We start from the raw sequence: 21,407 nt of genomic DNA on the forward strand, positions 1-21,407 counted from the left end.
TGCCCAAGCATCGCCTTTAATGGATTGAGGACAACATGCAAACGCGAGACCAACGCCTGCTGATTGTTGATGACGATGAAATGTTTTGTCATGTGCTAAATCGCGCTTTAACGCGGCGTGGTTACGAAGTCATTGTTGCCCATGATGCCGATCAGGCCCTGGCAATGGCCGCCCAGTACTTGCCCACGATGGCGACCCTTGATCTAAAACTGGAAAATAGCTCAGGCTTAAAGCTGCTTCCCGAGCTACTGGCCATTTCGCCCCAGTGTCGCATTGTGGTGCTTACAGGCTACTCCAGCATTGCGACTGCCGTTGAGGCCATTAAGCTTGGTGCAGTTAATTATCTCTGCAAGCCGGTAGATGCTGATGATGTGCTCACGGCCTTTGAGCGCCAAAGTGGCGACCCTGATATTGAGTTGGCTGATAATCCACCTTCGATTAACCGCATCACCTGGGAGCATATTCAGAAGGTGCTCCAGGAACACGACGGCAATATATCGGCCACGGCCCGAGCACTGGGCATGCACCGCCGTACCCTGCAGCGCAAATTACAAAAACGCCCAGTGCGGCGTTGAATTGTTGGTTAACTGCTCACTAGTCCAAGCCCCCACCCTACTAAAACGTTTATGGCGGGGGCCTGAACGCTTAATGCGCCGTCCAGCCTAGATCAATATTAAAGCTTGATCCGGTCACCGCACCGGCAGCATCGGACGCCAGGTAGGCGACTAATTGCGCCACTTCCTCAGGCTCAATCAGGCGTTTGATCGCCGCCTCTTTTAGCATGACTTTCTCAATTACTTCCTGTTCATCCATACCGTGCAATTTAGCTTGGTCGGCGATCTGATTATCCACCAGTGGCGTTTTTACATAGGCAGGGCAAACAGCGTTAGCAGTAATCCCTTGCTCGCCACCTTCCAACGCTGCGGTTTTGGTCAGGCCAATCATACCGTGCTTAGCGCTGATGTAAGCTGCTTTGCCTGGCGAGGCCACCTGGGCATGTATTGAAGCCACGTTAACGATGCGCCCCCAGCCTTTTTCGCGCATGTGCGGCCAGGCCGCTTGCGTGAGCAGAAAGGGAGCGGTCAGCATCAGATCCATAATCTGCCGCCATTTTTCCTCGGGAAACGTCTCGATCGACGCAACATGCTGGATACCGGCGTTATTGACCAATATATCAACCCCGCCAAAACGCTTAACCGCATCGGCTACCGCCGCACGGCAGGCATCTGGATCGGTCAGGTCAGCTTCAAAAAAGGCAGCGCCAGCCTGTTCAGCAATCGCTTTTCCTGCCGGGTTAAAGTCGACAGCAAGCACTTGATGGCCTAGCTCGCAAAAGTGCTTAACAACCGCAGCACCTATACCACTGCTGGTCCCGGTGACCAGCGCTACACGCGGCGTTGAAACGGATGAGGAAGTCATAGGCATTTCCTTGTCATAAAAGTGGTCAGAAGGTGCTTTCAGTATAGCGGTACGTGGTTAAGCGTCAGGCTCATAGGCAGGTTGCATTAAACGCGCCATCATTTGCTGCGCCAACCTAGCGGCCTCCTGCATGTTCTCGAGCTCTTCTAGATTGCGCAAGATTGCACGCTTATAAAGTTCATAGCCACCGGGCAGGCGCTCAAGGGATAGCTGATAGGTACCTGAAGGCAAGGTAAGTGTCAGCGTATCTGCCAAGGATTCCGTTAGACGGGAGTGATCAGGCACTACGACTAGCCAAAGCTCACAGGGTGTAATCAACGCACCCACCATATTTCCTGCACCATGATGCTGAAAGCATAGCGCATCAAACCCTAAACGCGGGTTCCATCCCTTCTGTTGTTTCATGGAAGGTAAATGCACATCTCGATAGGCCTTCGCCAGTTCAGCAAGAAAGGCGTATTTGTCAGCAGTTAGCATATACATAAACGTGTGGATTTTTTCCAGGTGATAACAGGCATTAATGGGCAATGTAGCGAGCTGCTATTGGCGAAATAAGCGCTGCTAAGCCACAATGGGCGCAGATTTATTGTGCCGCAAAGACTTTTCACTCGGTTACGTTCCACTTTGTAACTTATTCTGCTTATCGTAAAGGAGCGCCACCTATGTTTGTGGTTATTTTTGGTCGGATGTCCTGCCCCTTCTGTGTACGTGCTAAACACCTTGCGGAACACTTGGAAAAAGCTGGAAAAATTGAAGGGTACCGCTATGTCGATATGCCTTCTGAAGGCGTTACAAAGGAAGATATCGCCAAGACCGCTGGCAAACCCATTCACACCGTACCGCAAGTGTTTGTTGATCAAACCCATGTCGGTGGCTTTACCGAGTTTGACCAGTTTGTCCGCGACAAACAGCTCCTCGTCGTTTAATAGTCATTGGCGATTGACACTGCGCTGCCGTTAAAACACTCGTTAATACCCGTTGAACCCTTGCCTGCCTTGCTTGCCTATACTGTGCAGTTACTCATGGCCCACGCGAGGTGTGCCACTTTTGGGCAAGGAGTTCACCATGCAGCGTCAGGAGTTTGTTCAGCAGCTGTGGCTAGACTACGTACATACGCACCCCGATATTGGGGCATTAAGGCTGTGGCCACTCTCGGCCGCAGCCGAATATTTAACGTTAGTCACACTCAACTACGGTCCTTTTTCGGCTACCGCGCTTAGCAGCAATTTAGCCCACATGGGCTACCGCGCTATTAGCCACTACGCCATGGCGGACAAAGGCCTACTAGTGCACTTGCTAGCCCCCAGCGATGGCAGTAGCTGGCTGGTGCTTGCCGAATTGCAAATAGGCACCCTTTCTAAAGCGCCGCGAGAAGCGATTGAAGGACTGGTGCGTCAATCGCATCCACAGGATTGCAAAGGGCATAATTTACTCTGTCGCGGTAGACCCTGGCCAATGCCCTCTTGGGCGCTTTATCAGCAGTTGCAGCAGGCCCACCCACTTGCCGCATGGCTTGCAGTGATGGGACCCCGCTTGCACCACGCGGGCTTTGATTGTGGTCAGCTTGGCGAACCGTTAGCCGTTTTGGATCAACGTCTCAAAGAGGTAGGTATGTTGAGCCTTCAAGAGCAGCAGAACGGTGTTTTTACGGTGTCATCACTGCTCGACCATCGTTTTTACCCAACAACACCGCAGAAAGCAGTATTCGCCGATGGCGATGAGCATCGCCTCTGCTTAGGAGGGCTGGCGCTCGTCCAAAAACATGTAGAGCATAGTCACGAGCGCCTAGCCGACGTACTTCTGCCCCATCACACACGTTGTGAAATGGCGTGAGACGCTAACTCTTTTCAGTTTAGCGTCTCACTATTCCACTCTCTCTAATGCTAGTCGGCTTAAGGCTAACGTGGTGCTTTATTAAGCGTCAAAGGTCATTTCAGGCACGTGGTCTGGCACGATTAGCTTGCCCGCTGTTTTTTCGACAATTTCTTCAACGCTAACGCCGGGCGCACGCTCTTTGAGGATAAATGCACCGTCTTTGATTTCCAGATAAGCAAGATCGGTCAAAACGCGGTTAATACAGCCAGCCCCCGTCAGCGGCAGCTCGCATTTTTCCAGTAGTTTGGATTCACCATGTTTGGAGGCATGCGTCATGGTGCAAATAATATTGTCAGCGCCAGCCACCAGGTCCATGGCGCCGCCCATGCCTTTGATAAGCTTGCCGGGGATCATCCACGAGGCGATATTGCCTTGCTGATCAACCTCAAAGGCGCCCAGCACGGTCAAATCCACATGCCCACCACGAATCATGGCAAAGGACTCAGCTGAAGAGAAAATCGCCGCTCCCGGGCGTGCCGTTACGGTCTCTTTACCCGCATTGATCATATCCGCATCAAGCTCTTCTTCGGTGGGGTAACGGCCCATCCCCAGCAGTCCGTTTTCGGATTGCAGCATGACATCAATGCCGTCTGGAATGTAATTGGCCACCAGGGTGGGAATACCAATGCCCAAATTGACGTAAAAGCCATCTTGAAGTTCGCGAGCGACACGCTGTGCCATCTGTTCTCGTGTTAAAGCCATGGTGACTACCTCTTGTTGAATCGTTAAATGGGAAGCGAGTGAGATATTTGAAACTTAAGTGTTTGAAAAAGCGGTGACTTAACTACGCACTGTGCGTTTTTCAATGCGCTTTTCAAACGTGCCTTGAATAATCCGATCCACATAAATGCCTGGCGTATGGATCTGGCTAGGCTCAAGCTCACCCGGCTCCACAATTTCTTCAACTTCTACCACGGTGATTTTCCCCGCGGTGGCGGCCATGGGGTTAAAATTTTGTGCTGTATGGCGATACATTACATTGCCATAGCGATCCGCTTTCCAGCCTTTCACAATAGCAAAGTCACCAATAATGGCTTCTTCTAAAATATAGTGCCGATCATTGAAGACACGTACTTCCTTGCCTTCGCCAATTGGCGTGCCGTAGCCGGTGGCAGTGTAAAAAGCTGGGATACCCGCGCCACCTGCGCGCATTTTTTCCGCCAACGTGCCTTGAGGCGTCAACACCACCTCAATTTCATCGTTTAGCATTTGCTTCTCAAATAACGCGTTTTCACCTACGTAAGAGGCCAGAATTTTACTGATTTGACGATCTTCAAGCAGTACCCCCAATCCAAAACCATCCACACCACAGTTATTTGAAACCACGGTAAGGTCTTTAACGCCGCGACGCTTGATTTCAGCGATCAGGTTTTCGGGAATGCCGCATAGGCCAAAGCCGCCAGCGATGACGGTCATACCGCTCTCGATGCCCTCCATCGCTTCTTCGTAGGAAGATACTCGCTTATCGAATCCTGCCATTGTTGTGCCTCACGTTGTTGTCATTAAATATGAGTGGTCATTGATATGAGCTGTCATTAATACATAGACCGCCCCTTACGATAGTGCCAGTGTTGTGCCAGATGATATATTTGTTAAGTTTGTTTTTCTTATCAATTTATTGGTAAAACTTATAAAAGGCACTTTATGACTGTCAAACAGCTGCGCGCCTTTCTCGCGGTCGCCCAAACGCTCAGCTTTACCCAAGCCTGTGAGCGGCTGTATTTATCCCAGCCAGCGCTCAGCTTGGCGATCAAGGGGTTAGAAGAGTCGTTGGGGGGCAAGTTGTTAATCCGGAGCACCCGTAGCGTTAGGCTAACTCCAGAAGGCGAGTCGCTGCTACCGCTGGCCAAACACTTGCTGGCCCAATGGGATAATACCGAAGAGCGGTTGCGCCAGCGCTTCACGCTTCAGCTGGGTAGGTTAAGCGTCGCCGCCATGCCTGCTTTCGCCTGTAATTTATTACCCGCAGCGTTGGTTAAGTTTCGCCAGCAATATCCCAAAATCAATATCACAGTCCACGACGTGATCAATGAAGAAGTCACTGAAATGGTGCGCTCTCGACAGGTGGAAATGGGTATCGCTTTTTCACCGGAAGGCGCGGGCAGCCTACTGTTTACCCCCCTGTTTGAAGATCATTTTGTCGCTGTAGTGCCGCCCACCTCCTCGCTAAATCAAGCCTCACAGCTCGCTTGGTCGACCCTTCTCAATCACGATTTTATTACGCTGCAGCGCCCTTCTATGGTACGCCGATTACTGGAACAGGAGCTGCGGAAACAACACATGGAACTGCCTGTGGCGTTTGAAAGCCACCAGCTCTCCACCGTCGGAAGAATGGTTGCTGACGGGTTAGGGGTGAGCGCAGTGCCTTCTATGTGTATTCGACAAATGCATGAGCTGGGCGCCCGGTGCATACCGCTAACAGCGCCAGCCATCTCTTGCCGAGTAGGTATTTTGACACACCAAGAGCTTTCCGTTGCCGCCCATGCGCTTCGCACTGTACTGCTTGAGACGGTCCAAGCACCGTCTCTCTCTGTCGACTAACCCCCTACTATGTTGTTGAGACAGTTGATGAGACGAACTGGGTTTCTGCTGGGCAGCGTGACTAGGATCATTTAGCATTCAGTATTACGCTATTCGTCTGACGGTAAGGAAACGTGGTATGCCTATTTTAAAAGGGCTTGTCAGCGCTCTGCTGCTAACCCTCAACACGCTATTCTGGGGCGTACCTCTGATTCTGTTGACGCTACTCAAACTCATTGTTCCCGGGCAGCGACTGAAACAGAAAGTGCTGCTGGGTTTAAATGCCGTGGCACTCAACTGGATTGGCTTTAATCTGTGGTGGATGCGGCGCTGGCTTAAGCCCGACGTATCGATCACCGTTCCCGAGCAGTTGAGCCCCCAACAGTGGTGGCTGGTGATATCCAATCACCGCAGTTGGACGGATATCTTCATGCTATTCATGGCGTTACACCGCCGCATACCGATGCCACGGTTTTTCCTCAAACGTCAATTAATCTGGATTCCTATCGTTGGCTTGGCTTTTTGGGCACTTGAATTTCCCTTCATGCGCCGCTTTAGCCGTGAACAAATAGCTAAAAACCCCAAACTTGCCACCATTGACCGCACGTCTACCGAGCGTATGTGCCAACAGGCACGTAATGCCCCGATTGCGATTTTTAATTTTGTCGAAGGCACGCGTTTTAGCGTCGCTAAGCGCGATGCCCAGCAAAGCCCTTATCGTCACTTGTTGCGCCCCAAAGCAGGTGGCGTTGCCCAGGTACTTAGCCTGCTAGGCAGTCAATTAGATGGTATTCTGGACGTAACCATTAGCTATACCAACCCATCCCCCACTTTTTGGGGTTTTTTGTGCGGTAATGAAGCACCCATTACGCTATACGCACGGCAACTAGATATTCCTCAGTGGATGTACGCACCTAATAACCACGACGAAAAGCAGCATAAGGAACGTTTCCACACATGGATCAATTCACTCTGGCGGGCAAAAGATGGTTTGTTGGACGGCCAAACCGATCACGACTGATTGGTTTGCTAAGCACCTGCCTATTAGCCGGAATGCTTGTCGGCTGTGCCAATGCGCCTCAATCGTCATACCAGCGTGCGGCGGCCCCTAGTGCTACGCAGATTAGTGGCAATTGGGTGCAGGTACAGCGCGGTGACACACTCGGGCAGATGGCGGCCCGCGCTAATGTGCCGCTAGAACGGTTACAACGATTTAACCCAGGCGTGAATGCACGACGGCTTAAGGTAGGCCAACGGTTATTGATCCCCACTCAGCAAGAGCGCGCGCCCTCCGGCGGTCCTTATCGTTACCAAATTCGCCCCGGCGATACGTTTTCGAGTGTCGCCCGCCATTTTGGTACCACCAGCGGCCGTATTCAGAGCGCCAACCCTAGCGCCACGCCCACTAACTTACGAGTAGGCCAAGTCGTTAGCGTTCCGCTTGGCGGCTCTGCGCCTCGAACCGCTGCGAGCAGTAGTGGTTCACCTAGCCCTAACCGACCCGCTGCCGCGCCCAGTAGTGCACCCAGTCAGGCGCTGCCCGCTTCAGCTAGACGCTGGCCCTGGCCATTGGATGATTATCGTGTGGTTCGCCGCTTTGGCCCAGATAGCCGTGGCACTCTGCAGCCAATGCTGCTGGCAACACAACCGGGCGCCCAAGCAAAATCTGTCGCCCCGGGTGAGGTACGTTTCGCCGATGGAATGCGTCAGTTGGGTGAGGTCGTGATCGTGCATCATGCCGACAATCTCCAAACCGTCTACGCGCTTTGTGATCGTATATTGGTCGAGGTAGGCAAGCAGGTGAACGCGGGTGATGCGCTTTGCGAGGTCGGTCAAAGTGATGCAACCCAGCGCTACGATCTTCTCTTCGATCTGCGCCAGGGTGGTAAACCCATCGATCCAAGGCAGGTGCTGCGCTAAAGCACTTGTTAAAGCACTGGTTAAAAACCATGCGGCCCCTGCTTAGACAGAGGCCGTGGGGTTTAGGCTAATGTCAGCCGTCTTGTTAGCCGCGATAGTAGCCAGGTTTTACAAACGGCATAGGGGTAACCACCATGGGTAACTGCTTACCGCGCACTACCGCGTACACAGTGCTTTGCGGTGCCTCCAGCTCACGGGTCACATAACCCATCGCCACCGGTTTACCGATGCTCGGTCCAAAGCTGCCCGATGTCACCACCCCAATCTCATTGCCCGCTTCGTCTACCAGTGTTGCCCCCTCTCTTACAGGCGCACGCCCGTCGGCTAACAGACCGACGCGCTTGCGGGTATGATCTTTGGCATCAACTTGATGCAGGATAACGTCAGCCCCAGGAAAACCGCCTGCACGCTCGCCGCCATGGCGACGCGGTTTACCAATCGCCCAAATCAGCCCGGCTTCAACAGGCGTCGTTTGCATATCCATATCGTGCCCGTAGAGGCATAACCCTGCTTCCAGACGCAATGAATCCCGTGCGCCCAAGCCAATAGCCTCTACTTCAGGTTCTGCCAGCAACCGCTCGGCGAAAGCTTCGCAGGCATCAGCCGCGACTGAAATTTCAAAGCCATCTTCACCAGTATAGCCACTGCGGCTCACCCACACTTCCTGCCCCGCAATAGTGAAGCGGCCATGCTGCATAAACACTAACTCGCACGCTTCAGGACACAATCGCTGCATCACATCTCGCGCCTGAGGCCCTTGGAGCGCCAGCAAGCCACGATCTAATGTCTCAACCTCATGGGTTGATGCTAAATTCAAACGCAAATGCGCTAAATCCTGATCTTTACAGGCAGCGTTCACTACGAGATAAAAGTGATCGCCTGCATTGACCACCATCAGGTCATCAATAATGCCACCTTCAGTGCTGGTGAATAGCCCATACCGTTGAGCGCCCTTTTCAAGCCCCACTAAATCAGCGGGTATTAATGTTTCCAGCGCTTCAGCGACATTATCGCCAGACACACTAATCTGGCCCATGTGAGAGACGTCAAACAGGCCGCACTTCTGGCGAGTGTGTTCATGCTCCTTTTTGACCCCCAGCGGGTACTGCACAGGCATTTCGTAGTCAGCAAAAGGCACCATTTTGGCACCCAATTGGAGGTGCAGCGCATGCAGCGGCGTTTGCTTTAATTCAGACATGGGGGATTCCTCACTTAGAAATTCTTCACTCACAAAAGAGAACGGGAAGCCACCTGTGTGCCTTCCCGACTCCATTTAGCTATACATCAAACATTCACTTGCAGCTCACGTAACAAGCTGAAGGTTTTATTGATCGTGTTCCAGTTCTTCACCCGGTAGTACATCTTTGCCATCGAAATAGTCCTTGGTTAACTTAAAGACTACCGGCGAAAGCAGTGCCAAGGCAATCAGGTTGGGAATGGCCATCATGGCATTGAAGGTATCCGCCATTAACCAGATAAAGCCCAATTGCGCGATGGCGCCTAGCGGGATCGCCAACACGAACAGCACGCGATAGATCATGATAGAACGCGTGCCAAACAGGAACTGGCAACATTTCTCACCATAAAATGACCAGCCAAGAATGGTGGTGAAGGCAAAGACAGCCAAGGCGACCGCGACAATTTGATTACCGAACCCTGGCAGCGCGGCGTCAAACGAGAGCGCAGTCAGCGACGCGCCGGCTTCACCGTCGATCCATACGGTAGAAGTCAAAATCACCAGTGCGGTAATCGTGCAGACAATAATGGTATCGATAAAAGTACCCAGCATCGCGATTAAGCCCTGGCGCACCGGATTTTTGGTTTTTGCCGCTGCGTGGGCAATCGGCGCACTACCTAAACCCGCTTCGTTAGAGAAGATGCCTCGCGCCACACCAAAGCGAATCGCCGCCATAACTGCTGCACCGGCAAAACCACCGGCCGCCGCCATTGGATTAAAGGCATAGTAAAAGATTAAGCCAAAAGCTTCGCCAATCTGTCCGGCGTTAATGATCAATACCAGCAGACCTGCCACCACATAGGCAATGCCCATGATGGGGACCAGCTTACCCGCCACCTTAGCGATACGCTTGATACCACCAAGAATTACCGCCCCTGCCAGCACCATAATGATCACGCCCGTGACCCAGTGCGGCACACCAAATGTGGCATCCATAGCATCTGCCACTGAGTTCGACTGTACGGTATTACCAATACCGAAAGCAGCCACGCCGCCGAAGAAAGCAAAGACACCGCCCAGCCAGAGCCATTTTTTGCCCAAACCGTTTTTGATATAAAACATCGGCCCACCGACATGGAAACCAGTGCTATCGGTTTCACGGTAACGGACAGCCAATACTGCTTCGGCAAATTTCGTCGCCATCCCTACTAGCGCGGTAATCCACATCCAAAAAACCGCGCCTGGGCCACCTAGCGCAATCGCTGTGGCTACACCGGCAATGTTACCGGTACCGATGGTCGCCGACAGCGCTGTCATCAACGCATCAAAGGGAGATATTTCCCCCTCATCGCCCTCTTTACTAACCGCTTTATCAGCGCTTGGCTTTGGCGCTCGTCCTGCCCACATTAGCTTGAAACCCATGCCGAGCTTTCTAATCGGCATCAGTTTCAAGCCAATCTGCAGGTAGATACCTACCCCCAGGAGCAAGATCAACATGATGGGTCCCCACACCACGCCGTTGATTGCCCCCAAGAGGCTAGTTAATGTTTCCATGTGCTTCTCCTCACCCTGTTAGTTTGTTGCATTTGTTAACCCAGAATCTGCATGTTTTACACTATGTGGCTAGTGGTCTTCTATGGTGATGTCGCTTGCGCATAGAGGATGCCACTTTTTTCATAACCAAACACAAAGGAATAACGGAATCAAAATACCTCGCTCTACTACGGTCGAAGGGAGCAGATAAGAAATTTGTTTCCGATTGGAAACACGTTAACATACATCTTTATTCGCTCGCTTTCCGCTAGCCGACAGTCGCCAAGGTGAGCGACAATCGCTAGTATGCCCGGGTCCAGACAACTGTTTCATATAGGAAAACATCATGAGCAACCTTCCTGCCAATCTCCGTTACGCTGAAAGCCACGAGTGGGTACTTGACCACAAAGATGGCACCGTTACCGTCGGCATTACCGATCACGCCCAACAAGCACTGGGTGATGTCGTCTTTGTGGAACTGCCGGAAGTGGGCGCGGCGCTGACAAAAGGCCAAGAGTTTGGTGTGATTGAATCGGTTAAAGCCGCTTCTGATCTTTACTCCCCCGTTGCGGGCGAAGTCATTGAAGTGAATGAAGCCCTTGAAGACGCCCCCGAAACAGTCAATGACGCGCCTTATGAAGGCGGCTGGATTATGAAAGTTCGCCTAGACAGCGATGCCATTGATGGCCTATTAGACGCCGATGCCTACCAGGCAACGCTCAGCGCTGACGAATAAAGCATACTCAGGCGCCTGCCTTTTCTGGCAGGCGCTTCGCTTATTATCCTGCACGGCTCTCTCTTAACGTTCGGAATCTTCTTCATGTCTCTTGAAACACGCCGCCTGGCCGAGCTGGCCGACCACGATGCTTTTATCAAACGTCATAATGGTCCAAGTAGTGATGACGTTACCACGATGTTAAAAGCGCTCAATATGCAGCACATGGAAGATCTGATCGAGCAGACCGTGCCGAGCGATATCCGCCTGGGGCACGAACTGTCGCTAGACGTTCCGCGCAGTGAATCCGAAGCGTTAGAGTACTTAGCTCAGTTGGCGCGGCAAAATCGCGTGGCTAAAAGCTACATTGGCCAAGGCTATTACGGCACGCACATGCCAGCGGTCATTCAGCGCAATGTGCTGGAAAATCCAGGTTGGTACACGGCTTATACGCCTTACCAACCGGAAATTTCTCAAGGCCGCCTGGAAGGCCTACTGAACTTCCAGCAAGTGGTAATGGATTTAACCGGCATGGAGCTTGCGAATGCTTCACTGCTTGACGAAGCCACTGCTGCCGCCGAAGCCATGGCGCTGTGTAAGCGCGGCAATAAGAAAAGCAAATCCAACGCTTTCTTCGTCGCCGACGATGTATTCCCACAAACGCTGGACGTGGTTAAAACCCGTGCGGAGTTCTTTGGTTTCGAACTGATTATGGGACCGGCTGAAGAACTGGCAGCCCACGATGTTTTTGGAGCCCTGGTACAGTACCCGTCTGCCAGCGGTGAAGTTCGTGACTTAGCGCCGCTGTTGAACGCAGCCGCCGACCGCAACATCATGACCTGCGTGGCGACCGACCTTTTGAGTTTGGTGCTGCTGAAAGAGCCCGGCAAGTTTGGCGCGGATATCGTGGTGGGCAACTCCCAGCGTTTTGGCGTACCCATGGGCTTTGGTGGGCCTCATGCAGCGTTCTTTGCCACATCAGATAAGCTCAAGCGCTCAATCCCAGGGCGGATTATCGGCGTCTCCAAAGATAGCCGCGGCAATACCGCCCTGCGCATGGCGATGCAAACTCGCGAACAGCATATTCGCCGCGAGAAAGCGACCTCGAATATCTGTACCGCCCAGGCATTGCTGGCCAATATTGCCGGTTTTTATGCGACCTATCACGGCGCTGAGGGTCTGCGCAAAATTGCGGGCCGCGTTCATCGTTTGACCACCCTACTTGCTGAAGGCCTTAAGCAGGCAGGCGTCACACTCGCCCATGACAGCTGGTTTGATACGCTATGCTTGACAGGCGTTGATGCAGGCAAGATTCATGGCCGCGCCATGACCCACGATATTAACTTGCACTACTTCGCCAATGGCAATGTGGGCATCAGCCTCGATGAAACCACCACCGCTCACGACGTAGCCGCATTATTTGATGTGCTGCTGGGCGATGAGCACGGCCTTGCCGTTGCAGTGCTGGACGAGCAGGTAGTGGCTAACGGCGCCTCGGGTATCCCCGCTAGCTACCAACGCGAAAGCGACTTTTTGAGCCACCCTACCTTCAGCCGCTACCGCAGCGAAACCGAAATGTTGCGCTACTTGAAGCGCCTGGAGAATAAGGATCTGTCGCTTGCTCACGCAATGATCCCGCTCGGCTCCTGCACCATGAAGCTCAACGCCACCAGCGAAATGATCCCCGTTTCCTGGCCGTCGTTTGCACATCTTCACCCGTTCGCCCCTCGCGACCAGGTGGCTGGTTATCATCAGATGATTGATGAGCTCTCAGCCTTTTTGGTTGAAGTCACCGGTTATGATCATCTCTCCATGCAGCCTAACTCCGGCGCGCAGGGGGAATATGCAGGTTTAGTGGCGATTCGCCGTTACCAGGCGGCCCAGGGCGAAGGTCATCGTGATGTCTGCTTGATTCCTAGCTCTGCTCACGGCACCAATCCTGCCTCAGCGGCGATGGTGCAGATGAAAGTGGTCGTGGTTGAATGCGATCAAAACGGCAACATTGATATGGCTGATTTACGCGCGAAAGCCGAGCAGCACCGCGATCAGCTGTCTGCCATTATGCTAACCTACCCGTCGACCCACGGCGTGTTTGAAACCAGCGTGCGCGAAGCGTGCAAAGTAGTGCATGACAATGGCGGCCAAGTCTATATTGATGGTGCCAATATGAACGCTCAGGTGGGCTTGACGCGTCCCGGCGATTTCGGCGGCGATGTGTCCCACCTCAATCTACATAAAACATTCTGTATTCCCCACGGCGGCGGCGGCCCAGGCATGGGCCCTATCGGCGTTAAAGCGCACCTAGCGCCCTACGTTTCTAACCACGTGGTTACGCCGATCAACGGTGTGAATAGCGATAGCGGTGCGGTATCCGCAGCCGCCTTTGGCAGCGCCTCGATTTTACCGATTTCGTGGGCCTATATTAAAATGATGGGCGCGCGCGGGCTGCGTGAAGCCACCGAGCTTGCCATCCTAAACGCCAATTACATTGCCAAGCGTTTGGAAGCGTCATTCCCTATTCTTTATCGCGGCCAGAACGGCACCGTCGCCCACGAATGCATTATCGATATTCGCCCGCTTAAAGCGGCCTCCGGGATTAGCGAAGAGGATATTGCCAAGCGCTTAATGGATTACGGCTTCCACGCACCGACTATGTCATTCCCGGTGCCAGGCACGCTAATGATCGAGCCGACCGAATCGGAGTCGCTGTATGAAATTGACCGCTTCTGCGATGCCATGATCGCCATTCGTGACGAGATTGCCCGGGTGGAAAGCGGTGAATGGCCGTTGGACAATAATCCGCTGGTCAATGCGCCGCACACTCAGGCGGACCTGATGGATAGTGACTGGCAACGGCCTTATAACCGTCAGTTAGCTGCCTTCCCCACCGCTGCTGTACAAGCCGCTAAATACTGGCCTGCCGTTAACCGCGTTGACAACGTGTTTGGCGACCGTCAGTTGATCTGCTCTTGCCCCAGCATTGACGAGTATCGCGACTAAACGCCACTTAAACGCCCCTGCTGCCTTAACCGTTCGATGGCATCAGGGGCGTTTTTTCTTGCACACGCTGGGCGTGAAAGCCGTTTAACAGCTTTTCGTAGCGTTTAGGCAGTACCGAGTCGCGACGGCGAAGTAGATAAAGCACTTCATTGACCGCATTGGGCAGATTGAGTGCTTTGACTTGGCGCTGCCAAGGAGACGTTTCCAACACCAATCTCGATACCACGGTAAAGCCAAGCCCCCTGGCGACCGCATCCAGCACCATGCTGACTTCATTGGTAAAGCCCTGATGGCGGAAATGCGTCATTGAACGAAACTCATCCGGATAATTAGCCCGTAATAGCGCATTAGCGTGGTTAATGCCGTCGTAATAATTGAGAAAGCCAATCCCCATCAAATCAGACAGCGTACTACCGGCAAAATCAGCGGGCACCACTAAACAGAGAGGCTCCTGATGCCAAATAGAGCAATGAAGTTCAGGGTGACTCATTGCCTCCGTGACAATGCCAATGTCATAGCGGCCATCTAACAGATCATTCACAATTTCATGGTTAAAAGCGAAACTATAGTTGACCGTTAAATTGGGGTGCATTTGCTGCTGGCCCAAAATATACGGATAAAACATCAGACCCACGCTTCCAGGTGATGCAATACGGCAATCGCCACTATCGAGTGAGTCGTCATCTAAGCCATGACGAAACTGTTCATGCTCAGCAAACAGCTTCAACGCATAATCATAAGCTCGCCGCCCCGTTTCCGTTAGCGTAAAACTGCGCCCCTTGCGCTCAAGCAGCTCTTTATTTAAGTAGCTTTCTAGCTTGCGAACATGCTGGCTTACGCCGGGCTGCGTCATTTCCAAGCGATGAGCGGTACGGGTAAAACTGCCTGTTTCCACTAACGTAATAAACGTACGGAAATATTGAGCGTTAAACATAGTAAAGAACCATTGTCTTTAGCAGCCATCCTTTTAAACAGGGTTCATAGTAGCACAGCGGCCCGGGCAGTCGTTGCGCCGCTGTACCGCTGTACCGGCTGCCTGGGCATGGTAAACTGCCAATAGCACTCAAACGACCAGGGACAGCCCCACTAATGACCGCAACTGCTCAACCCCGCGCCACCCTTTCCAGTATCATTTCCCCAGAAGGAAGCCTGGAAGTACTTTCTCAGCATGAAGTTAATCGCCTGCATAAAACCTCTCAAAGTGGCCTTCATGATTTACTTCGGCGTTGCGCACTGGCGGTTTTAAATTGTGGTAACCCAAGTGACGACAGTCTGGCGATTTTAGAAGCCTATAAAGATTTTGATATTGAAGTATTGCAACAAGATCGCGGCATTCGCTTAAAGCTGACTAACGCGCCAGCGGAAGCGTTTGTGGATGGCCGTATGATCCGCGGCATCCGCGAACATCTCTCCTCAATTATTCGCGATATCGTTTACGTCTATAACGAAATTCAACATCACAACCGCTTTGACCTTAGCACTGGCGAAGGCACTACCAATGCGGTCTTCCATATCCTGCGCAAAGCGGGCACGTTGAAACCTGGCCGCGACCCTAGCCTAGTGGTCTGCTGGGGCGGTCACTCTATTTCTCGTGAAGAGTATGAGTATACCAAGGACGTCGGCTACCACTTAGGTCTGCGTGATTTAGATATTTGTACCGGCTGTGGGCCAGGGGCTATGAAAGGCCCCATGAAGGGCGCCAACGTCGCCCATGCAAAACAGCGCCGTAAAGAGGGTCGTTATTTAGGTATTTCAGAACCCGGCATTATCGCCGCCGAAGCGCCCAATCCCATCGTTAATGAACTAGTGGTAATGCCGGACATTGAGAAACGCCTGGAAGCATTTGTGCGCCTCGGCCACGGCATTATTGTTTTTCCTGGCGGTGTTGGCACGGCGGAAGAGATTCTCTATTTATTGGGTATTTTGCTGCACCCAAGCAATAAAGATATCCCATTCCCGTTAATTTTCACTGGCCCTGCCGATTCTGCCGCCTACTTTCAGAAAATCGATGAATTCCTGGTCTATACGCTCGGTGAAGAAATTCGTCGCTACTACACGATTATTACAGGCGACCCGGTGGCGGTTGCTCGCACCATGCGCCATGGCATCGACGAAATTGCTGAATTTAGGCGCACACACCAGGATGCGTTCTACTACAACTGGCGGTTAACCATTGCACGCGATTTTCAGGCAACGTTTCAACCGACCCATGAAGCGATGCGATCGCTAGCGCTTCACCGCTTACAACCAACTCATGAGCTAGCCGCTAACCTGCGCCGGGCGTTCTCCGGGATTGTAGCGGGCAATGTTAAAGAAGACGGTATTCGCGCCATTGAAGCCCATGGTCCCTTTGTGCTGACGGCTGAGCCTGAACTGATGCAGCGCTTGGATGAACTATTGACCTCATTTGTGGCACAAGGTCGCATGAAGCTAGATGGTCAGCATTACACACCCTGCTACGTACTTAAATAAACCGCAACACCGCACCACAGCTGACGATTAGGTGGCGGCTGTGTGCTACAGGCGCGATCAGCCCCAGACAACAGGAACCATTCCAGAAATAAGTGGCCTGATTAGCTACACTAGCGTGGGCAATGCACCTGTCACTATTGCCCTAATCACTACTGAAAGGAACTCACATGTCGATGATTAATCAGTTACAAGATGTAAAAACAAAGGATTTCGCCAAACACTGCTATGAAAGCAGTAGCGTCGATAAATTACGCGATGCCGCCGAAGGCAGTCCCGACCAAGCAGAAATGGAACATTGGGGGCTAACGGAAGGACAGTGGGAAGAAGCCATAGTGGCTGCGTTGGCGGATCATGAAGCCAAAGAGTAAATAACTTCAAATAGCGGGTAACCGCTATAACACATGCGCCCTAACAGCCAAACGTTAGGGCGTTTTGTAGTACGGCAACCTTACTTTATTCCACACGACGCTTATTCCACGTTCGATAACGCCACACCGCCATACTCCGCCCGAAGACGCTCTAGCTTGGTAATTTCGCTTTTGCTTAGCGCTGGGGAGTCCCATAATGGCTGCTCATCAGCTCCTCGCAGGCCTTCCAATCTAACTGTCAGTTCTGCATTACTTGGTATTTGAGGTTCTCCCCAGGGGCCAAAACGATTAGGCGCAAGACTCCAGGCCAGCGTCTCTCCCGGCTCAATCCCCCCCGGTACAACGTAGTAGAATTGCTCATCGACCCAAGGCTGTGAGCGGTCAGGACTGGTAACGATTCCTCTTAAAGACAGCTCGGAAACGACCTTATCAGTGTTATTCGTCACTTCAAGATCAATCACTGGCTCAGGAGCCCCATAAGGGCTCTTGCCCATGTAATAGCGAGCATTATCAATACTGAAACGCGCTAACTGCTGCTGGTCGCTTTTCGCCTTAGCCTGCTTCTCTTCTAATCGTGTTAACTTGCGAATTGCCTGCTCACGCTCTCGTGACCGGCGCTCGCGAAGTATTTGATCGGCGCGTTGAATAACCTGATCGCCAGTCAATCCATGCATTTGCACATTGGCTGACTCAGCGATCTCTGCCGCGTTCATACGGTTAGGATTAAGAATATCAATGCTGTTAAATGTCGATGCCGTCGAAATAATAATGAGCCCTTGATCAAAATCGTCGCGCTTATAAGTAGGCAGCGAGTTGCGCACTTTTTCGACCGAGACGACTGACGCGGGCATGGAGCTTGTGTCAATTTTGGGGTCTGAACAACCCGCTATCATGAGTACTGATAGTGCTATTGCAGACAGCCTTAGAGGGCTACACATACACACACCTCAACGCAGACAATGGTAAAAATTGCTGAGGAGCTTAACGGAAAGTCCTATTTATCACTACCCTTTGGTGCTAGCGAGTTAAATTTGCCATCACCATAGTGGCACACCGTCATCGTATTCTCTTTACCAGTAGTTACGATGCAGAACGAACAAAATCAAAGTGAGATGCTGGCTTACCTAAGAGGGTGTAACCTGAATTCATAGCGATGCACAATCGCCTTCTCTTTTTACTCTTATGCCACTCTAACAACCTTATAAAAGGGAGTAAGAAAATGCTAAATATTGGCTTTATAGGACTTGGCTTGATGGGCCAGGGTATGGCCACAAACCTTATTAAACATAATTTTCCTTTGACTATCATGGCGCATCGAAATCGTGCCCCTATCGAAGCGCTATGTCAGTTAGGAACAAACGAGGTAGGGACACCTGCCGAAGTTGCCTCACGCAGTGATTTAGTTTTTGTCTGTGTCAGTACCAGTGAGCAAATGGAAAACATCACTCTGGGTTCTGAGGGTCTTCTTGCTGGCGCGAATCCTGGTTTGATTATCGTCGATTGCTCGACATCGCTACCTCAATCGACACAACGATTATCCGCGAGTATCGAAGCCGCAGGATGCCACTTGTTGGACGCCCCATTAGCAAGAACACCAAAGGAAGCCCGCGAAGGACGGCTCAATGTCATGGTGGGAGGTAGCAAAAAAGTAGTCGATCAGGCCTGGCCAGCCATAGAGTCATTCGCTGAAAATATCTTTCATATCGGTGAGCTTGGTTCAGCCCACAAACTCAAACTGATCAATAACTATCTCTCGCTTGGCGCCGCTGCCCTGGCGGCAGAAGCCGCGGCGATGGCGGCTAACTTGGACGTTGATCAACACAAGTTATATGAAGTGTGTTCACAAGGAGGCGCCAATAGCGCCATGTTCAACGCCGTTATGCCCTGGGTGCTTGAAGCAGATGAAACACGTTTGCGCTTTAGCCTGGGTAATGCCGGTAAAGACATGGGTTATTTAAGCGAAACGATCACGGCATCTGGTTTCGAGAGCATGATGCTGCCTGCCTTACGCGAGGTATTGAAGCAAGCTGAAAACACACTGGGCAACGACCAGTATGTGCCTCGGCTTTACGACGCCAGCATGTTGCGAAATAAGCAAGATCTGTAAACCGCCTCATTCGGCGAGTCGACATTGGAAGGCTACTAATTAAGAGCAGGCGCAACATCAACGTGCCGATTACACTTTAAAGAAGCTCGCCACGTCGATGTTATTGGATTGCGCTATTCACCACACGTGTTGCTCAATACGTTCCTGGGTAACTGCCACCATCCAACAGTATATTTTGTCCGGTCATATAACCGGCCTGAGCGCTACACAGAAACGCACAGAAGGCGCCAAACTCTTCCGCCGTGCCGAAACGCTGCGCAGGAACTTTTTGGCGAAAGGAATCCCGAACGTTTTCGTATTCCTGGTTGGAGGATTTTGCGACGTTTTGATGAGTGCTCTTTAATCGATCAGTATCAAAAGAGCCTGGTAACAAGTTATTGATCGTTACGTTGCGACCAGCAAGCTGCGGTTGACGAGCCAAGCCCGCGATAAAGCCCGTCAACCCGCTGCGGGCACCATTGGATAACCCCAAAATATCGATGGGTGCTTTAACGGCTGCTGAGGTGATATTAATCACCCGGCCAAAGCCCCGTTCCGCCATGGCGTCTACCGTTGCCTTGATGAGCTCAATAGGCGTGACCATATTGACATCGACAGCGTCTAACCAGTCCTGTCGTGACCAATCTCGGAAGTCTCCTGGTGGAGGGCCACCGGCATTATTCACCAAGATATCTATTTGCGGACAAGCGGCTAGCACCGCTTGGCGTGTCGTTTCTTGTGAAATATCCCCCGTCACAGTGAGCACCGTCACATCAGGGTTCATTTGCCGTAAATGCACCGCCGTCTTTTCCAGTAACTCGGAGGAGCGTGCGTTGATAACCACATTCACTCCCTCCATTACCAACGCCTCGGCACACCCCTTTCCAAGACCCTTGCTTGCGGCACACACCAGTGCCCAACGACCTGCAATACCTAGTTCCATTTTCTACTCCTGTTTCGCCAGTGATCGATTTAGAGGGATTGCTCAAGCATCCACTGATAATCCTGTTCACTCGCAATGCGCGGGTTCGTTTTGTGGGTGTGATCAGCCAAGGCGCCTTTAATGATTCGAGGGAATAACGCTTCAGACACGCCCAATTCCGCTAACCCCATGGGTAAATCGAGGCGCTTAGTCATGTCTGTAATAGCCGGGCCAATATCAGCGGGGCTACTGAGCTGCATCGTCTGGGCAATGCGCTCGAGCTTTTGCTCATGCTTTACAGACTCACAGCTGGAATTAAATTCGATCACTGCTGGCAGGAAAATGGCGTTAAGCGTGCCGTGGTGAAGCCGCGGATTAATACCGCCTAACGAATGACTCAAGCTATGTACGCAGCCTAATCCTTTCTGAAAAGCCATCGCCCCCTGCATTGAGGCACTCATCATATTCATGCGTGCTTCCCGATCACCGGGGTTGCGCGTCGCCTTCTCAATATTCAGCCAGCCGCGGCGCAGTCCATCCAACGCGATGCCGTCGGCAGGAGGATTAAAGGCCGCCGACATGAACGTTTCAAGGCAATGAGATAAGGCGTCCATCCCCGTGGCTGCCGTCATTTGAGCGGGCAGACTCAACGTTAATTCAGGGTCGCAAATAGCAGATTTAGGTACCAGGTGGGGTGATAACAGGCCAACTTTACGCCCATCTTCCAGGATCAGAATCGCCCCGCGGCCTACTTCACTCCCGGTGCCTGCCGTCGTTGGAATTGCGATAACAGGTGCCGTGGCAGCGGTAATTCGCTCTGAGCCTCCTTCAACCACCGCAAAGGATTTCAAAGAGCCTTCATGGGTACCGCAAATAGCCACGCCTTTAGCAAGATCAATGGAGGAGCCGCCACCAATGGCAATGATGCCATCGAAACCACCCTCGCGGTATTGCGTAACGGCTTGACGCACGGCGGCCTCATTGGGGTTGGGAGGCGTTTGATCATAAATGGCCGGATTAGGATCACTTAAATGCTTTAGCACTTGGTCGACAATACCCGCGGCCCGCACTCCCGCATCAGTCACCACCATAGGGCGCCGAATACCTAGACGATCGCACTCTGACTGCAGCAGCGAGGCAGCCCCGAAATCAAATTGAATTTGAGTAACATAGTTGATTATTGCCATTTCAGTACCTTTGGAATTGTTAGTGTTTTTAGTAATAACTTACTCTCGCACTGCGAACAAGCCTGACGAGGCAACACCACAAGCAGGTATCGCGATGCATCATTCCGGCCCATTCCCGCATTAATAAAGCCAAACAAGACGGGTCAAAATAGAACTAAAGTCTACAAAATATGATTATTGAACACAATGGTCGTTAATGCTAGATTTGTTTTG

At 52.0% G+C, this 21,407-nt stretch carries 21 protein-coding genes; 11 read left to right on the top strand and 10 right to left on the bottom strand.

The genetic code is table 11. The features are described from left to right. Positions 1 to 35 precede the first annotated feature (35 nt). Positions 36 to 575: a response regulator transcription factor gene (locus tag V8L71_RS02275; protein WP_101147247.1), complete on the top strand. Its 540-nt coding sequence runs from the start codon at positions 36 to 38 to the stop codon at positions 573 to 575. A 70-nt stretch (positions 576 to 645) separates the two neighbouring features. Here V8L71_RS02275 and V8L71_RS02280 read toward each other — a convergent pair whose 3' ends face one another. Together V8L71_RS02280 and hybE are read right to left on the bottom strand one after the other, a co-directional pair. Beyond that, positions 646 to 1,419: a 3-hydroxybutyrate dehydrogenase gene (locus V8L71_RS02280; protein WP_336273097.1), complete on the bottom strand. Its 774-nt coding sequence runs from the start codon at positions 1,417 to 1,419 to the stop codon at positions 646 to 648. 57 nt (positions 1,420 to 1,476) lie between these two features. After that, positions 1,477 to 1,896, bottom strand: coding sequence for a [NiFe]-hydrogenase assembly chaperone HybE (gene hybE / locus V8L71_RS02285; protein WP_336273098.1), 420 nt, complete (start codon positions 1,894 to 1,896; stop codon positions 1,477 to 1,479). Between the two features lie 185 nt (positions 1,897 to 2,081). Between hybE and V8L71_RS02290 the strand changes: the two genes are divergently transcribed. Both V8L71_RS02290 and V8L71_RS02295 read left to right on the top strand, forming a co-directional pair. Further along, positions 2,082 to 2,345: a GrxA family glutaredoxin gene (locus V8L71_RS02290; protein WP_336273099.1), complete on the top strand. Its 264-nt coding sequence runs from the start codon at positions 2,082 to 2,084 to the stop codon at positions 2,343 to 2,345. Positions 2,346 to 2,484: 139 nt separating this feature from the next. Next, on the top strand, positions 2,485 to 3,252 hold the full coding sequence (locus V8L71_RS02295) for a VOC family protein (protein ID WP_336273100.1): 768 nt from the start codon (positions 2,485 to 2,487) through the stop codon (positions 3,250 to 3,252). 81 nt (positions 3,253 to 3,333) lie between these two features. Here the strand turns inward: V8L71_RS02295 and V8L71_RS02300 are convergent, their stop codons facing one another. Together V8L71_RS02300 and V8L71_RS02305 are read right to left on the bottom strand one after the other, a co-directional pair. Further along, positions 3,334 to 3,996: a CoA transferase subunit B gene (locus V8L71_RS02300; RefSeq protein ID WP_008958016.1), complete on the bottom strand. Its 663-nt coding sequence runs from the start codon at positions 3,994 to 3,996 to the stop codon at positions 3,334 to 3,336. Positions 3,997 to 4,074: 78 nt separating this feature from the next. After that, positions 4,075 to 4,773, bottom strand: coding sequence for a CoA transferase subunit A (locus tag V8L71_RS02305; protein WP_336273101.1), 699 nt, complete (start codon positions 4,771 to 4,773; stop codon positions 4,075 to 4,077). Positions 4,774 to 4,938: 165 nt separating this feature from the next. On the opposite strand from V8L71_RS02305, the gene V8L71_RS02310 reads away from it, so the two are divergent. From V8L71_RS02310 to V8L71_RS02320, 3 genes are all read left to right on the top strand, one after another. Then, positions 4,939 to 5,835, top strand: coding sequence for a LysR family transcriptional regulator (locus tag V8L71_RS02310; RefSeq protein ID WP_336273102.1), 897 nt, complete (start codon positions 4,939 to 4,941; stop codon positions 5,833 to 5,835). A 118-nt stretch (positions 5,836 to 5,953) separates the two neighbouring features. After that, on the top strand, positions 5,954 to 6,835 hold the full coding sequence (gene yihG / locus V8L71_RS02315) for a 1-acylglycerol-3-phosphate O-acyltransferase, YihG family (protein WP_336273103.1): 882 nt from the start codon (positions 5,954 to 5,956) through the stop codon (positions 6,833 to 6,835). A gap of 32 nt (positions 6,836 to 6,867) precedes the next feature. Next, positions 6,868 to 7,734, top strand: a complete 867-nt coding sequence (locus V8L71_RS02320; protein WP_101147240.1) for a LysM peptidoglycan-binding domain-containing protein — start codon at positions 6,868 to 6,870, stop codon at positions 7,732 to 7,734. A gap of 85 nt (positions 7,735 to 7,819) precedes the next feature. Here the strand turns inward: V8L71_RS02320 and gcvT are convergent, their stop codons facing one another. Continuing rightward, positions 7,820 to 8,932, bottom strand: coding sequence for a glycine cleavage system aminomethyltransferase GcvT (gene gcvT / locus V8L71_RS02325; protein ID WP_101147239.1), 1,113 nt, complete (start codon positions 8,930 to 8,932; stop codon positions 7,820 to 7,822). A gap of 126 nt (positions 8,933 to 9,058) precedes the next feature. Further along, the gene (locus tag V8L71_RS02330; protein WP_101147238.1) at positions 9,059 to 10,465 is read right to left on the bottom strand and encodes an alanine/glycine:cation symporter family protein; all 1,407 of its coding nucleotides are present in this window, start codon (positions 10,463 to 10,465) and stop codon (positions 9,059 to 9,061) included. 325 nt (positions 10,466 to 10,790) lie between these two features. On the opposite strand from V8L71_RS02330, the gene gcvH reads away from it, so the two are divergent. Both gcvH and gcvP read left to right on the top strand, forming a co-directional pair. After that, positions 10,791 to 11,180 carry a glycine cleavage system protein GcvH gene (gcvH, locus tag V8L71_RS02335; RefSeq protein WP_008958023.1) on the top strand — a complete coding sequence of 130 codons (390 nt, stop codon included), beginning with the start codon at positions 10,791 to 10,793 and terminating at the stop codon, positions 11,178 to 11,180. A gap of 84 nt (positions 11,181 to 11,264) precedes the next feature. Next, positions 11,265 to 14,159, top strand: coding sequence for an aminomethyl-transferring glycine dehydrogenase (gcvP, locus tag V8L71_RS02340; protein WP_336273104.1), 2,895 nt, complete (start codon positions 11,265 to 11,267; stop codon positions 14,157 to 14,159). A gap of 25 nt (positions 14,160 to 14,184) precedes the next feature. Here the strand turns inward: gcvP and V8L71_RS02345 are convergent, their stop codons facing one another. After that, positions 14,185 to 15,093 carry a LysR family transcriptional regulator gene (locus V8L71_RS02345; RefSeq protein ID WP_101147235.1) on the bottom strand — a complete coding sequence of 303 codons (909 nt, stop codon included), beginning with the start codon at positions 15,091 to 15,093 and terminating at the stop codon, positions 14,185 to 14,187. Positions 15,094 to 15,248: 155 nt separating this feature from the next. Here V8L71_RS02345 and ppnN point away from each other — a divergent pair, with 155 nt between their 5' ends. Both ppnN and V8L71_RS02355 read left to right on the top strand, forming a co-directional pair. Beyond that, complete coding sequence (gene ppnN, locus V8L71_RS02350; RefSeq protein ID WP_101147234.1) at positions 15,249 to 16,631, top strand: nucleotide 5'-monophosphate nucleosidase PpnN; 1,383 nt, start codon at positions 15,249 to 15,251, stop codon at positions 16,629 to 16,631. 167 nt (positions 16,632 to 16,798) lie between these two features. Then, entirely contained in the window at positions 16,799 to 16,999 is a 201-nt protein-coding gene (locus V8L71_RS02355) for a hypothetical protein (protein ID WP_008958028.1), read from the top strand. A 101-nt stretch (positions 17,000 to 17,100) separates the two neighbouring features. Here V8L71_RS02355 and V8L71_RS02360 read toward each other — a convergent pair whose 3' ends face one another. After that, positions 17,101 to 17,937 (bottom strand): DUF6694 family lipoprotein, encoded by an 837-nt coding sequence (locus V8L71_RS02360; protein ID WP_336273105.1) that lies wholly within the window; start codon positions 17,935 to 17,937, stop codon positions 17,101 to 17,103. Positions 17,938 to 18,218: 281 nt separating this feature from the next. Between V8L71_RS02360 and V8L71_RS02365 the strand changes: the two genes are divergently transcribed. Then, the gene (locus V8L71_RS02365) at positions 18,219 to 19,106 is read left to right on the top strand and encodes an NAD(P)-dependent oxidoreductase (RefSeq protein ID WP_336273106.1); all 888 of its coding nucleotides are present in this window, start codon (positions 18,219 to 18,221) and stop codon (positions 19,104 to 19,106) included. Between the two features lie 133 nt (positions 19,107 to 19,239). Here the strand turns inward: V8L71_RS02365 and V8L71_RS02370 are convergent, their stop codons facing one another. Both V8L71_RS02370 and V8L71_RS02375 read right to left on the bottom strand, forming a co-directional pair. After that, positions 19,240 to 20,028: an SDR family oxidoreductase gene (locus V8L71_RS02370; protein ID WP_336273107.1), complete on the bottom strand. Its 789-nt coding sequence runs from the start codon at positions 20,026 to 20,028 to the stop codon at positions 19,240 to 19,242. A gap of 29 nt (positions 20,029 to 20,057) precedes the next feature. Then, positions 20,058 to 21,194, bottom strand: coding sequence for an iron-containing alcohol dehydrogenase (locus V8L71_RS02375; RefSeq protein WP_336269007.1), 1,137 nt, complete (start codon positions 21,192 to 21,194; stop codon positions 20,058 to 20,060). Positions 21,195 to 21,407: the final 213 nt, after the last annotated feature.

This window comes from Vreelandella indica, assembly GCF_037070225.1.
GTDB lineage: Bacteria > Pseudomonadota > Gammaproteobacteria > Pseudomonadales > Halomonadaceae > Vreelandella > Vreelandella arctica.

Coding starts and splice junctions, on each gene's coding strand:
- V8L71_RS02345 (WP_101147235.1), bottom strand. CDS start 15,093: ATGTTTAACGCTCAATATTTCCGTACGTTTATTACGTTAGTGGAAACA.
- V8L71_RS02275 (WP_101147247.1), top strand. CDS start 36: ATGCAAACGCGAGACCAACGCCTGCTGATTGTTGATGACGATGAAATG.
- gcvH (WP_008958023.1), top strand. CDS start 10,791: ATGAGCAACCTTCCTGCCAATCTCCGTTACGCTGAAAGCCACGAGTGG.
- V8L71_RS02360 (WP_336273105.1), bottom strand. CDS start 17,937: ATGTGTAGCCCTCTAAGGCTGTCTGCAATAGCACTATCAGTACTCATG.
- V8L71_RS02280 (WP_336273097.1), bottom strand. CDS start 1,419: ATGACTTCCTCATCCGTTTCAACGCCGCGTGTAGCGCTGGTCACCGGG.
- V8L71_RS02320 (WP_101147240.1), top strand. CDS start 6,868: ATGCTTGTCGGCTGTGCCAATGCGCCTCAATCGTCATACCAGCGTGCG.
- ppnN (WP_101147234.1), top strand. CDS start 15,249: ATGACCGCAACTGCTCAACCCCGCGCCACCCTTTCCAGTATCATTTCC.
- V8L71_RS02375 (WP_336269007.1), bottom strand. CDS start 21,194: ATGGCAATAATCAACTATGTTACTCAAATTCAATTTGATTTCGGGGCT.
- V8L71_RS02355 (WP_008958028.1), top strand. CDS start 16,799: ATGTCGATGATTAATCAGTTACAAGATGTAAAAACAAAGGATTTCGCC.
- V8L71_RS02295 (WP_336273100.1), top strand. CDS start 2,485: ATGCAGCGTCAGGAGTTTGTTCAGCAGCTGTGGCTAGACTACGTACAT.
- V8L71_RS02290 (WP_336273099.1), top strand. CDS start 2,082: ATGTTTGTGGTTATTTTTGGTCGGATGTCCTGCCCCTTCTGTGTACGT.
- hybE (WP_336273098.1), bottom strand. CDS start 1,896: ATGCTAACTGCTGACAAATACGCCTTTCTTGCTGAACTGGCGAAGGCC.
- gcvP (WP_336273104.1), top strand. CDS start 11,265: ATGTCTCTTGAAACACGCCGCCTGGCCGAGCTGGCCGACCACGATGCT.
- V8L71_RS02300 (WP_008958016.1), bottom strand. CDS start 3,996: ATGGCTTTAACACGAGAACAGATGGCACAGCGTGTCGCTCGCGAACTT.
- V8L71_RS02330 (WP_101147238.1), bottom strand. CDS start 10,465: ATGGAAACATTAACTAGCCTCTTGGGGGCAATCAACGGCGTGGTGTGG.
- V8L71_RS02310 (WP_336273102.1), top strand. CDS start 4,939: ATGACTGTCAAACAGCTGCGCGCCTTTCTCGCGGTCGCCCAAACGCTC.
- V8L71_RS02305 (WP_336273101.1), bottom strand. CDS start 4,773: ATGGCAGGATTCGATAAGCGAGTATCTTCCTACGAAGAAGCGATGGAG.
- V8L71_RS02365 (WP_336273106.1), top strand. CDS start 18,219: ATGCTAAATATTGGCTTTATAGGACTTGGCTTGATGGGCCAGGGTATG.
- gcvT (WP_101147239.1), bottom strand. CDS start 8,932: ATGTCTGAATTAAAGCAAACGCCGCTGCATGCGCTGCACCTCCAATTG.
- V8L71_RS02370 (WP_336273107.1), bottom strand. CDS start 20,028: ATGGAACTAGGTATTGCAGGTCGTTGGGCACTGGTGTGTGCCGCAAGC.
- yihG (WP_336273103.1), top strand. CDS start 5,954: ATGCCTATTTTAAAAGGGCTTGTCAGCGCTCTGCTGCTAACCCTCAAC.